10 protein-coding genes are annotated in these 12,727 nt (G+C 67.2%); 5 read left to right on the top strand and 5 right to left on the bottom strand.

What is annotated here, in order from left to right; all coding sequences use genetic code 11:
• Positions 1 to 3 precede the first annotated feature (3 nt).
• Entirely contained in the window at positions 4 to 681 is a 678-nt protein-coding gene (gene pedF, locus GLS40_RS00170; RefSeq protein WP_160380585.1) for a cytochrome c-550 PedF, read from the bottom strand.
• Between the two features lie 153 nt (positions 682 to 834).
• Between pedF and GLS40_RS00165 the strand changes: the two genes are divergently transcribed.
• From GLS40_RS00165 to GLS40_RS00145, 5 genes are all read left to right on the top strand, one after another.
• Complete coding sequence (locus tag GLS40_RS00165; RefSeq protein WP_160380584.1) at positions 835 to 2,001, top strand: ABC transporter substrate-binding protein; 1,167 nt, start codon at positions 835 to 837, stop codon at positions 1,999 to 2,001.
• A gap of 1 nt (position 2,002) precedes the next feature.
• Complete coding sequence (locus GLS40_RS00160; protein WP_160380583.1) at positions 2,003 to 2,956, top strand: YVTN family beta-propeller repeat protein; 954 nt, start codon at positions 2,003 to 2,005, stop codon at positions 2,954 to 2,956.
• A gap of 19 nt (positions 2,957 to 2,975) precedes the next feature.
• The gene (locus tag GLS40_RS00155) at positions 2,976 to 3,689 is read left to right on the top strand and encodes an ABC transporter ATP-binding protein (RefSeq protein WP_160380582.1); all 714 of its coding nucleotides are present in this window, start codon (positions 2,976 to 2,978) and stop codon (positions 3,687 to 3,689) included.
• Positions 3,686 to 4,477, top strand: coding sequence for an ABC transporter permease (locus GLS40_RS00150; RefSeq protein WP_160380581.1), 792 nt, complete (start codon positions 3,686 to 3,688; stop codon positions 4,475 to 4,477). Before GLS40_RS00155 ends, GLS40_RS00150 begins: the two co-directional genes overlap by 4 nt.
• A 65-nt stretch (positions 4,478 to 4,542) precedes the next feature.
• Positions 4,543 to 5,103, top strand: a complete 561-nt coding sequence (locus GLS40_RS00145; RefSeq protein WP_160380580.1) for a sel1 repeat family protein — start codon at positions 4,543 to 4,545, stop codon at positions 5,101 to 5,103.
• A 163-nt stretch (positions 5,104 to 5,266) separates the two neighbouring features.
• Here the strand turns inward: GLS40_RS00145 and GLS40_RS00140 are convergent, their stop codons facing one another.
• From GLS40_RS00140 to bcsA, 4 genes are read right to left on the bottom strand one after another with little or no spacing between them, the layout of a single operon-like run.
• Positions 5,267 to 6,745: a tetratricopeptide repeat protein gene (locus tag GLS40_RS00140; protein ID WP_160380579.1), complete on the bottom strand. Its 1,479-nt coding sequence runs from the start codon at positions 6,743 to 6,745 to the stop codon at positions 5,267 to 5,269.
• Positions 6,730 to 7,824, bottom strand: a complete 1,095-nt coding sequence (locus tag GLS40_RS00135; protein WP_235905728.1) for a glycosyl hydrolase family 8 — start codon at positions 7,822 to 7,824, stop codon at positions 6,730 to 6,732. The genes GLS40_RS00140 and GLS40_RS00135 overlap by 16 nt, the downstream gene beginning before the upstream one ends.
• On the bottom strand, positions 7,821 to 10,328 hold the full coding sequence (locus tag GLS40_RS00130) for a cellulose biosynthesis cyclic di-GMP-binding regulatory protein BcsB (RefSeq protein WP_160380578.1): 2,508 nt from the start codon (positions 10,326 to 10,328) through the stop codon (positions 7,821 to 7,823). Before GLS40_RS00130 ends, GLS40_RS00135 begins: the two co-directional genes overlap by 4 nt.
• On the bottom strand, positions 10,325 to 12,655 hold the full coding sequence (bcsA, locus tag GLS40_RS00125; protein ID WP_160380577.1) for a UDP-forming cellulose synthase catalytic subunit: 2,331 nt from the start codon (positions 12,653 to 12,655) through the stop codon (positions 10,325 to 10,327). The genes GLS40_RS00130 and bcsA overlap by 4 nt, the downstream gene beginning before the upstream one ends.
• Between the last annotated feature and the right edge of the window lie 72 nt (positions 12,656 to 12,727).

The following is a 12,727-nucleotide window of genomic DNA, read 5'->3' as shown; positions in this document are numbered from 1 at the left end:
ACGTCAATGCGCGGCCGAGAGCGACAGGGTCAGCGTCTCGGCTGCGGTCTTGTAGCTGTCCGGTCCGTCAAGCTGCATCGCGGCGCGGCGCGGCGCGCTGTCGGCGATCGGAGCGCCGGATCCGGTTTCGACCCCTTCGGCCATGCTGGCGAGTTCCGCCTTGATCGCGGCCTCGTCGGCAATGTCGCCGGATTCGAGCATGTCGCGGATTTCCTTCAGCCGGTCGGCGTGGTCGTCCAGCGCGCCGTCATCGGGCCGCGTCTCGACATAGGTGCGGATCGCCCAGGCGGCCTTTTGCCCCAGCAAGTCGCCGAATGCGGGCATCTTGGTGATGCCGTTCTGGGTCATGCCGTGGCGGAAGCGTTCGATAAACCATTCGTCGCCGTACTCTTCGGCTTCGAGGTAGCGCAGGTCGGGGGCCAGCCCGCCGGACACGGCACCCAGGCCGTGGCAGCGCGCACAGTTCTGGTTGAACCCCGAAGACCCGATGTCGATGGCCTTTTCCCAGACCTCTTCGCCCGCCGCGTCTGCGCGATAGGGGTTTTCGGTCAGCCATTCCTCGCCCACATCGGGCAGGGCATCGGTGTTCACCGGCTGCGGGGCGACATCGCCATGGGCCCAGACCATTCCGGCCATTGCCGCGCCTGCCAGGGCCAGTCCAAGGGTATTGCGTTTCGACATGCTTTTCCTCCCGTCGCGTGTTGTATCGAGGGGTAAAGGCGCGGCAGCGATGCGCCTATTCGACTTTGGTGCATTGACCGGCGGTTTCGCGACGAAGGTCGTAATGGGATGGCTCACTTCACGCCCATAAGGTGTGAGGAGGGAGGATGTTTCATGTGGCTCAGGGCGGGCATAACAACGCTGTTGGTGCTGAGTGCGGTCGCGGCGCGGGCCGAGGTGGCGCTGCACGTGATCTACCTGCGGCAGGAGGTCGAGCACCCCCCGGTCCTGTCCAACCTCGACACCGTGCCCGAGGATCTTGGCCTGGCCGGGGCACGGCTGGGGCTGGAGGACAACCGCACCACCGGCAGGTTCCTGGCGCATGACTATTCGATGGAGGAGGTCTCGGTCCCGCCGGGCGGGGACCTGATTGCCCCGGCCCGCGAGGCGCTGTCCGAAACGGCCATGCTGGTGCTGGACGCGCCCGCCGCGGATGTCCTGCGCGTGGCCGACCTGCCCGAGGCGCAGGGGGCGCTGATCTTCTCGATCTCGGCGCCCGAGGATGCGCTGAGGGCCGGTGACTGCCGCGCGAACGTGTTGCATACGCTTCCGTCGCTGGCGATGCGGTCGGACGCGCTGATGCAGTTTCTGGTCAAGCGGCGCTGGAGCGACCTGGCGATGGTGCAGGGCGCCCATCCCGAGGATCAGGCCTGGGGCGCGGCGCTGGCTGCCTCGGCCGCCAAGTTCGGGCTGAAACTGCGCGACACCAAGACCTGGGCCTATGACGCAGACATGCGGCGGTCGGCCTTTTCCGAGGGGCCGCTCTTCACCCAGGAGCTGAAGGACCCCGACATCCTGCTGGTCGCCGACGAGCGGCACGATTTCGCGCGCTACCTGGCCTACAACACCTGGACGCCGGTGCCGATGGCCGGGTCCGAGGGGCTGCGGGCCGAGGCCTGGGCCCCGGTGGTCGAACAATGGGGCGCGGCACAGTTGCAGTCGCGTTTCGTCAAGGCGGCCGGCCGGGGGATGCGCCCCGAGGACTGGGCCGCCTGGGCCGCCATGCGCTCGCTGGGCGAGGCGGTGACGCGGACGGGGGAGGCGCAGGCGGATGTGCTGCGCGCCTATCTGTTGTCCGAGGACTTCGAACTGGGCGGCTTCAAGGGCCGTCCGCTGTCCTACCGTCCGTGGAACGGGCAACTGCGCCAGCCGATCCCGCTGACGACCGAACGCGCCATGGTCGCCATGGCCCCGCTGGAGGGATTCCTGCACCGCGTCAACGAACTCGACACCCTTGGCGCCGACCGGGCCGAGAGTGCCTGCACAGCCTTTGGAGGATGACATGATCCGCGCTGCCCTGATTGCCTGCCTTGCCGCCGCCCCCGCCGGGGCCGCCGAGATCTGGGTGACCAATGAAAAGGACAATTCGATCAGCGTGATCGACGTCGCCAGGATGGAGGTCATCCGCACCATCCCGACGGGCGAGAGGCCGCGCGGCATCACCTTCAACAGTGACTATTCGCGGGTCTACATCTGCGCCAGCGACAGCGACGCCGTGCAGGTGATGGACCCGGTCTCGGGCGAGATCCTGCATGACCTGCCCTCGGGCGAGGATCCGGAGCAGTTCGTCCTCGCCCCCGATGACCGGCATCTCTACATCGCCAACGAGGATGACGCGATCACCACGGTGGTCGACGTGGAAACCCGCCAGGTGGTCGCGCAGATCGACGTGGGGATCGAGCCCGAGGGGATGGCCGTCTCGCCCGATGGCAAATACGTCGTCACCACCTCCGAGACGACGAACATGGCGCATTGGATCGACACGGCCAGCCGCAAGATCGTCGCCAATACCCTGGTCGACAGCCGCCCGCGTCATGCCGAGTTCATCCACGACGGGGCGCAGCTGTGGGTCTCGGCCGAGATCGGCGGCACGGTCAGCGTGATCGACAGCGCGACCCATGCCGAAACCGGCAAGGTGCGGTTTGCGGTCAAGGGTGTGCATCCCGACCTGATCCAGCCGGTGGGCTTTGCCTTCACCCCCGACGAGGGGACCGCCTTTGTCGCGCTTGGCCCGTCGAACCATGTGGCGGTGGTGAACACCGAAACGCTGGAGGTCGAGGATTACATCCTTGTCGGCCGCCGCGTCTGGCACATGGCCTTTTCCCCGGATCACAAGTGGCTGTTCACCACCAACGGCGTGTCGGGCGACGTCTCGGTCATCGACGTGGAAAAACGCGAGGCGGTCCGTTCGATCAAGGTCGGGCGATACCCCTGGGGCGCGGCGGTGCGGCCTTGACCCAGGGCGCGGCGGCATCATGAGCGGGCTGAAGGTCACCGGGCTGAGCCATGCCTGGGGTGCCAAGAAGGCGCTGGATGATGTGTCCCTTTCGGTGGAGCCGGGGCGCTTCTGCGCCCTTCTCGGGCCGAACGGGGCGGGGAAATCCACGTTGTTCGGGCTGCTGACCGGGCTTTTTGCCAGCCGGACCGGGCGGATCGAGATCGCGGGCCAGGACATGGCCCGCCATCCGCGCGCCGCGCTGGCCCGGATGGGCGTGGTGTTCCAACAGCCGACCATAGACCTCGATCTGACGGTGCGGCGCAACATGCTCTACTTTGCCGCGCTGCACGGGATCACCGGGGCCGAGGCCGGGCGGCGGGCGGATGCCGCGCTGGACCGGCTTGGCATGGCAGAGCGTGCGGGCGAGGTCGCCCGGGCCCTGAACGGCGGCCACAGGCGGCGGATGGAGATCGCCCGCGCCCTGATGCACGGCCCTTCGGTCCTGCTGCTGGACGAGCCGACCGTGGGGCTGGACGCGGGCACGCGCCGGGCGCTGACGGATCATGTGCACGGGCTTGCGGACGAGGGGCTGACGGTGCTCTGGGCCACCCATCTGACGGATGAGGTTCACCCCGGCGACCGGCTGGTGGTGCTGCACCGGGGCCGCGTGCTGGCCGACGGGCTGGCCGGAGAGATCGGCGGCGCGGACCTGACAGAGCGATTCCTGGAGATGACGGGGGCGGCGGCGTGAAACATGCCTTTGCCGCGCTATTCGCCATCGCGCATCGCGAGGCGCTGCGCTTTCTCGGGCAGAAGGGCCGGCTGGTTGCGGCCATCGTGCGTCCGCTGGTCTGGCTGGTCGTCTTCGCCGCCGGGTTTCGTGCGGCGCTTGGGCTGTCGATCCAGCCGCCCTACCAGACCTATATCCAGTACGAGACCTATATCGTGCCGGGCCTCTGCGGGATGATCCTGCTGTTCAACGGCATGCAAAGCTCGCTCTCGCTGGTCTATGACCGCGAGATGGGGTCCATGCGTCTGCTGCTGACCGCGCCGCTGCCGCGCTGGTGGCTGCTGGCCTGCAAGCTGATGGCGGGCAGCGTGATTTCGGTCCTGCAGGCCCTGGTGTTCCTTGCCATCGCGGCGGCCTACGGGGTGAGCGTGCCGTGGTTCGGCTACCTCGCCGTGATCCCGGCGCTGTTTGTGGCGGCGCTGATGCTCGGGGCGCTCGGGCTGATGCTGTCCTCCTTCATCCGGCAGCTTGAGAACTTCGCCGGGGTGATGAACTTCGTCATCTTCCCGATGTTCTTCCTGTCCACCGCGCTCTACCCGCTGTGGAAGATGGCCGAGGCCTCGCCCCTGTTGCACGACATCTGCGCGCTGAACCCGTTTTCGCACGGGGTCGAGCTGATCCGCTTTGCGCTTTACGGCCAGCTGGCGCCGGTGTCGCTGGCGGTGGTGCTGGGGGCGCTGGCGGTCTTTGGCGCCGCGGCGGTCTGGGGTTACGATCCGGCCCGGGGGATGACCGCGCGCAAGGCGTGACTACGACCATGGGGTTATCCCTGGGGTGCGACTTTCGTGCTAGGCTCTGCCAAACCGGAGGAGACATGATGAGACCGATCCTGACTGCTGCCGCGCTTTGCCTTGCGCTGCCCGCCTTTGCCGAAACCGCCCAGCTGGGCACGGTGGAGGACGATGTCGGCACGCTGAACCCCGAAGAACTGACCCTGAACCGCCTGATGAGCGACATCGCCCGGGGACAGACCAGCATGACCGGCTGCGCGGCGGGCTATTACGTCACCAAATCGGGCCGCCACGAAAAGGCGCGGCGCATCTTTGAAGCCTGCGCCGAGGACGGATACACCGGCGCGATGACCTGGATGAGCCAGCTGGATGACAACGGGCTGGGCGCCGACGAGAACCCCGACGCCGCCGCCGCCTGGGACCGCCGCGCGGCCGAGGCGGGCGATCCGGTGGGCATGTTCAACTATGGGCTGGACCTGATGCGCGGCCGGGGCGTCGCGCCGGACGAGGTGGCGGGTCGGGCGATGGTGGACCGTGCGGCAGATCATGGCCTGCCGGTGGCCCGCAGGTTGCAGTCGGCGGGCTATGACCTGGACGAGGTCACGCCCGATGCGGACAACTGGAAATACCAGCCGCTGTTCTGAGCCGGAACGCGGCTTGACCGGGCGGACAGACAGCGGCGTGTGCGGTACCTGACCGCCCTGCGCGGCAAGGCCCCGCAGAGCCAAAGCAAAATGGCCCAAAGCGAAATGGCCCGGTCGCAGCATCTGCGACCGGGCCATTGGTTTCCCAATCCGTCGTCCCGGATCACTCCAGCGATTGCAGCGCGTGGCGGGTTTCCTGGGTCGACATCTGGTTGTTCAGCACCTCGAAGCTGTCGCGTGCCTCGTCCCGCTTGCCCATGTTGAAGTAGGCATAGGCGCGCAGCATGCCCAGGTCGCGCCGCAGCCCGCCCGAGATCTTCTCGATCGCGTTGAAATACTGCACCGCGCGGGCATAGTCGCGCTTCTGGTAGGCGGCGACGCCGCGCTGGTCGAGGATGATGGTCTCGGTATCCACGCGCTGCTGATGCGTCAGGTTGGTGTTGGCCACGACCTGGGCGGCCTGCTCGGTCATGTTCATCTTGAGGTAGGACAGCGCCATGCCGAAGCGGGCGTCGCGCTGGACCGTACCGCCGAGATTGGCGCCGGCGGCCTGCTTGAAGGAGGCCAGCGCCTCCATCGGGCGGCCGAGGTTGTAGGAACACCAGCCGCGTTCATAGACCACGGCGGGGGCGGTGGCCCCGGCCGAAAGCGCCAGGCAGCGCGACCATGCGCCCGACTTGGCCGCCGCGCGCACCTGGCCAAGCACGCCGCCCCCGGTCGAGGGCGTGGGGGCCGAGGCATATTGCGTGCTGGCGGGCGCCGTGTCGCGGGACCTGCGCGACGGGCTGCTCTGCGCAACGCGCGGAGCGGCAGGCGCGGCCTGGCGGGGCGCGTCGGTCGACGGCTCGCCCGGCATCGGGCGGGCGCGCGGGCGCTTGCGGATGGCGGAGTCGGACAGTTCGGGGCCTTCGACCTTCAGGCCGCGACCCAGGGCCAGCGCGATCTTGAGCTCTTCGAGCTGTTTTTCTTCGTCTTCGAAGCGGGTCTTGGCCCGGTCGATCAGCCCGACGGCGATCGGATAGGTGGTGGCCGCATCGGCCTTCTGCAGGGTTGCCACGATGGCGGGAAACTCGGTGCAGGTGTCGACGATGGCGCCAAAGGTCGCCGCGGCGGCCTCGGGGCTGACCCGCTGGGCCTGCACCTCGGCGATGCGCCAGGCGTTGTTGATCCGGTCGCAGCGCAGCAGGCTGGGCGTGCGCGACACGACCTGGATCGCCTCGGCGGCATTGCCGGCCATCAGGGCGTTGTCCAGCTGGGCCTGGCCCTCGGCGGTTTCCAGCAGGGTGATCATTTCGTCCTGCGGGGTCCAGTCGGGATAGTCGCGCCGGGTCGATTCGATCAGCGAGCGGGCCGAGGCAAGGCGGCCGAACTCGATCTGCTTGTAGATCGCGTCGATCTCGGTCGAGGGCGAGCGGTTCTTGAGCCGGGCGATGTCCTTGGGCGGCACCCAGTCCGGGAACTTGAGCTGCAGGCGGCGCATCTCGGCATTGACCGAGGGCGCATCGCCCTGGTCGTAATAGGTGACCAGCGCCACAAGGTCCTTCTGCGAAGGTTTGGCGGGCGACTGGGCCAGCGCACCCCCGGCCATCAGGGACAGGGGCAGGGCGGCACAGAGGAGGAGGTTGCTCAGAGTGGAACGCATTTGGGGTACATTTCCGCTTGGGCGACCAGAGACATCAGCTGAAGGGTCGCGGGATAATAGGGTTGATTGGTCGAAAACTGCGGGATCGGCGCGCCAAAGCCGGTGGTCGCCGCGCAGTAGACGAGGCCCGAAACGGCCTGGTATCCGGGGTCGTTGCTGACTTCCTTGGGCCGGCCCGAGGCGCGGTCGAAGACGGTGATGGACCCGGCGACGTCGCTGTTGGCCTGGACCGCGGCAAGGTAGCGCGCCACGGCCTGGGACTGCGGGTTGCCCGACCAGACGGCGAAGAGCGGCACGCGGATCGCCTCGTATCCCGCATCGAAGGAGAAGCGCGGCGGCGGGGTGCTGAGGCCGTTGGCGGTGATCGCGACCCAGTCGGGGACAAGGCCGCTCTGGGCCAGCGCCTCGATCATCATCACGCCGGTCTGCCCGGCGGCGTCCAGATCCGAAATGCCGGTGACATGGGCCACTTCGCGCATCGCGCGGGGCATGATGTAGGACGGGTTCAGCACATAGCCGCCGTCAAAATCGAACCCGACCTCGGCCGGCAGGAACAGCAGGGCCCCGCTGCCGTCGGGATGGGTGACGATGCAGGTCCTTGCCAGATCGCGGGCGATGTCGGTGGCGCGGACGATCAGATCGTTGCGCCCCATCAGCCTGCCCATCGAGACCAGCGCCCAGGCATAGAACAGGTCGCCGTCGCTGGCGTTGTTGCGGTCGTTCACATGCGGCATCTCGGTCGAGCGCCAGCGCCAGGCCAGCAGCGCATCGGAGCGCACGGCCAGGTTCGCCTCGGTCCAGGCGTAAATCCGTTCGAAGGTCTCCACGTCACCGAACAGCGTCGCCAGGGCGGCGCCATAGCCCTGCCCCTCGGAATGGCTGACAGCGTCCTGCGGGCCGTCGATGATGCGGCCCTCGGGCGTCACGCAGAGCGTTTTCCACGCGGTCCACGCCTGTTGCAGGGGGTGGTTTCCCGGGATGACGGCAGCCGACAGGGTCCCCGGCTGGGCCGCCGCCGCAAGCGGCGAGCCCGAAGCCAGTGCCAGGCTGGTCATGGCGAGAAAGTCCCTTCGGTTCATGTGCGGCTTCCTTTGCGGCGGGTGGAGACGACGTAGATCAGCGCGGGCACGGCCGAGACAAGCGCCAGCAGCAGGGTCAGCGCCGTGAAGGTGATCGGCGACCACGAGGCATAGTTGCCCAGCACGGTGCGGATGTTGCCGGCCTCAAGCGGTTCGGCCAGGCGGGGGTGCCAGCCGGCATTCCAGGTCTCCCAGGTGCCATCCGAGGACAGGACCGCGAGGTTGCCCTTCACGTGACCGTCCAGGCGGAATTCGTCGATCCGCTCGGCGATCTCGTTCATGTCGGCGGTCGGGCGCACCACGAGCCACAGGTTGTTCGGATCTTCCGGATCCAGTTGCATCAGCACGGCTTCGCCGGTCCGGCGGGCAAGCCAGGTGGTCAGGTCCGGGTCGTCGGCGCTGGCGAAGTCGCGCAGGCGTTCGAACTGCGCGACGCCGGTGGCCCACATGTTGGGCAGATCGAACAGACCGGCCAGCATCGGCTCTGCCGCGTCCTCGTCTGCCCCGGCGGCGGTGTCCACGGTGTCATTGGTCATCGACAGGCGGAACGAGGGGGCAGGGGCTGCGTTTTTCTGCGGCACCACGATGGGCTGGAGCGCCGGGCTTTCGAAATTCACCTGCACGCCGGTCAGCACCTGCTGCAGGACGCGGCGTTTCAGGCCGGTGTCTCCGGTCGGGACGGCATCGACGAACTGCGGGGTGATGACGTTCAGCACCGAGGCGCTGCCTTCGCGCGTCAGTGGCTGGAACCGCATGGCAAAGGGCATCAGCAGGGCGGCGTCGCGGTCGGGATCGCTGCGCGCCGGGGTCGGGATGATCACGTTCTCGCCGCTCATCCGGTCCAGCGCGGTGCGCATGTCATTGCGCGTCATGCTGGGCGAGCCGGGGATCGTGATCGAGCTGTCGCCCAGGATCACCAGCATATCGGTGGCGCGCGGCACGCATTGCAGGTCGGCGGGATCGCCCGGCACGATCATCTCGAAACTGATGCGGTTGATGCCCGCGTTCAGGATATTGGCGGGAAAGGGAATTTCCAGCCGGGGTTTGATATCGCCGCCGTCCACGTCGAGCGGCAGCATCTGCACGGTCTCGCCGTTCACCTTGACCAGCAGCATGCTGCCCTCGGCCAGGGTGTTGGAATACCCGTAATACAGGTCGATCCGCGCCTTCTGCGAGGCCATCAGCAGCCAGTCGTCGGGCAGCACAAACGGCACGTCCTTGCGGAAGTAATGGTTGTTCCCGATCACCAGCGGCACGTCGAGTTCGGCAAAGGTGGTCGCACGGCCGACCTGCGCCGCGTTCACGACCGCCGGGGCGGGCGGGGCCGGCAGGATGCCCGAGAAATCGGGCGCCGCGCCGTCGGTATGTTCCACCAGCATCACGATGGCGCCCTGCGCCCCGCGCCGGAAGGTGACGGCGTCACGGTCGGACTTGATGATGGCGATACGGGCACGTTCGGGCGAGCCGTTGCCGACATCGTAGAACGAGCCGAACTTGATCCGGGGCGCCCAGCCGGCGCTGGCGCCGAGGTAGCGCGAGATTTCCTCGATCGCGGCCAGGTTCTCCTCGTCGTCGCCAAGCACCTCGATCGAGCGGGTCAGCGCGGTCTGGGCGCGCACGGCGGCCAAGAAACCGTCGCCATTCAGCGGCAGGGAATCCGCGGGCACCGACACGCCGCTGCTACCAAGGTCGATCTCGGTCCAGGTGTCAAAGCTTGCATCGGGCCCGCAATAGATGCGGTGCGCCTGGGTGACCTCGATCCGGATGTCGTTGCGGCCGGTTTGCAGGCCGGGATTGCGCAGGCGGAGCGGCTCGAACGGGCCCAGCTTGTCCAGCGGCAGGGTCACCGGCGGCTGGTCGTTGACCCGCACGGTGATCGACGAGGCGTCGGGCAGCACGTTCACGCTGGAGCGCAGGTTCAGCACCAGTTCGGCCGGGTTTTCCTCGGTGGCGGGCATGTCCAGCAGGAAATGCGCCTCGGCGATCTCGCCGGTCAGGCGGATGATGCCGGGCTGCGGCATCGAGGCGCCGGTGCTGACCTGGCGCGGCGGAATGCCGTCGGCAGGCATCAGCGGCATGACCCATTCCGCCTTGCGCGGGATCTCGGCCGGGGCGGGCTGGGTGTGATTGGCGGCGCGCATCCCGATCGAGGCACGGTCGGCCACGGGCAGGGCGTCGAGCATCACGGTCCCGCCGCCGGTCGAGCCGGTGGTCTCGGGCGTTCCGGACATGCCCGGCATGGCGGGCAGCCGGATGATCGGGACATTGTCCGCCGCGCCCGGACGGTCGGGCGTGGCCTGCGGCGCCTCGTTCGACGGGGCGGCGGTCAGCCCGGTGCCACGGTCGGCCATCGGAACGGCGGCCGAGGCCACGCGGTCGGTCGACTGCTGCTGCGGCGCCGGTTGCAGGGTGATGGACTGCGCCCCGGCCTGGGTGGCGAGGGCCGCGGCCAGCGCGAGGGAGGACAGGCGCAGAGCCGCGCCCGACGTGCGAAAGGGGTTCATCCGAGCGCCTCCAGCATGACCGCCTGGGTCGGGGTGAGCGGTTTGTCGGCCTGCTTCTTGGCCTCTTCCTCGAAGGTGGCGCCAAATGCGACCAGATGTGCCGGCTTGGTCTTGGGTCCGGTCTTCTCGGTTGCCAGGCGGCGGCGCCGTGCGGGTTCGCGCATGTAGTCGCCCAGCGTCCGGGGCAGCGACGAGATGCTGAGCCAGATCACATAGGCCAGCCCGGCCAGCATACCCTTCTTCTGGGTATAGCTCTGGCGGACGCGGTACCAGTTGTCGGAATCCCCGAAGATCAGGAAGGCGACGGTCTCGCGCACCGGCATCGGCTCGTCCGGCAGGAAGAGGACACCCAGGATCATGCCGTCCTTGTCTTCGCTGATCTTGCGGACCGAGGCGCGGACAGGGCGTTCCAGATGCGAGGCTTCCTCGAACTGGGGGCGGAAGGTGATGATTTCACCGGATTCCACCACACGGGCGGCATAGCCGGCGCTGGCCACATTGGTCACCTGCAGGCGGGCGCCGCTGGTCGAGGCGTCAAGCACGGTGCAGTTCAGCGGCTGCTTGCCGGACCCTTCCCACCAGACGGTGGCGGGGACCTTCATCTCGACGCGCGGCGAGGACCGGCGCTGCTGCTTTTCGCAGGTCGCACGCAGCGACAGCGACACCAGCATGAAGTTGAAGATCATCCACGCTCCGACAACAGTCAGAACGCCGTGATCGCCCGGGAAAGCCAGCCAACGGTAGATCAGGGCACCGATTCCCGCCGCCATCAGGCCAAAAAGGATGACCAGCGGGCGGGCGATATCGGAAATGTTGTCCTCCAGCAGGGTCTCGTCCTTGGCTGTCACCTTGAAGCTGGCGGCGCGGGGCTTCAACACTGTCTTGAGCACGGCCTTGGCCAGGTAGGGCGCCTGGGCGACCTCGTAGACCTCGGAAATCAGCGGCCAGCGGTAGCGGGCGAACAGGGCGTTCTGCACCAGGAAGCTGATCGCCATATAGCTGAGCACGAAAGCCAGTGCCTCGTCGAAGGTGGCGACAAAGACCTCGATCCCGAAGAACAGATAGGCGAGCGGCGCGACCATGTAGACCATGCGGATGATCGGGAAGAGCCAGAAGGCCATCGAGTTGATGTAGCACAGGCGCTGCAGCGGGCCGAGGCCCCGGCGGAAGAGCGGGTTCTTGAGCAGAAGCATCTGCATCATGCCGGTCGCCCAACGGCCACGCTGAGTGATAAAGGAAGCGAAGGTTTCCGGCTGAAGACCGGCGATCATCGCGCGGTTCAGGTAGAGGCTGCGCCAGCCAGTGGCATGAATGTCGAGCGCGGTTTCCGCGTCCTCGGTGATCGTTTCACCCGAGAAACCGCCGACGCTGTCCAGCGCCTCGCGCCGCAGAACGGCAGCCGAGCCGCAGAAGAACGCGCCGCCCCAGCGGTCCAGCCCGCGGTGGATCATCGAGTAGAACATCTCGTTCTCGGGCGGGCAGGTCAGGCCCAGGTTCCGTTCGATCGGATCCTGGTTAAGGAAGAAGTGCGGCGTCTGAACCAGGAAAAGCTTGGGGTCTTCGACGAAGTAACCGACTGTTCGTGCAAGGAAATCCCGCGTCGGAACGTGATCCGCGTCGAACACGACGACCAGGTCGCCGTCCAGGCGTGCCAGCGCGGCGGACATGTTGCCGGCCTTGGCATGCTCGTTGCGGGCACGGGTGGAATACATCACGCCCAGCTCATCGCAGAGCTTTTGCAGGTCTGCGCGCCGCTTGCGGGAAGCGGCGGCCAGTTCGGGATCATCCGAGTTGCAACGTTGGTCCGTACCGCCATCGTCGCACAACACGACGCGCATTCGGTCCTTGGGGTAGATGATGTTCTTGGCCGCCGAGAGCGTCACCGACAGCATCTCGATCGGTTCGTTGTACGAAGGAACCAGGATGTCGACGGTGGGCAGTTTCTCGACCGCGACGCGGGGCGGTTCGGCCCGTTCGGTCGGGTCGGCGGTGATGAAGGCGTTCAGGAAGAACACCAGGATCGAGTAGGTCTCGACCGCGAAGAGCATCAGGGCAAGAATGTAGGACGGGGTGATCCCCGGCTCGGGCAGCGTGGTGGTCATCCGCCAGATCCAGTAGCGCAGCACGACAACCGACGCGACGGCGATCAGGGCGAAACGGGCGACCGTGTTTTCGGCAAATGGCTTGAGCAGCATAACCACCAGAACGGTGGAAATCCCGAGCAGCGCCTGGGCCGGAACGGAGGAGGGCAGCGAAGTCACAAGTAATGTGGCTGCGAGCAACCCGCCCCAGGCGAGCAGTAGAGTTATGCGTGCTATCGGCGTCATTCTGACCCCATCTGAAATGCGTTAGCGTTTGATTAACGATGTCATTCAAAGCCTTATGCAGATGAAGTTGGG

The organism is Pseudooceanicola pacificus (assembly GCF_009789075.1).
Classification (GTDB): Bacteria; Pseudomonadota; Alphaproteobacteria; order Rhodobacterales; family Rhodobacteraceae; genus Pseudooceanicola; species Pseudooceanicola pacificus.
This window is presented reverse-complemented; position numbering and strand designations above follow the sequence as displayed.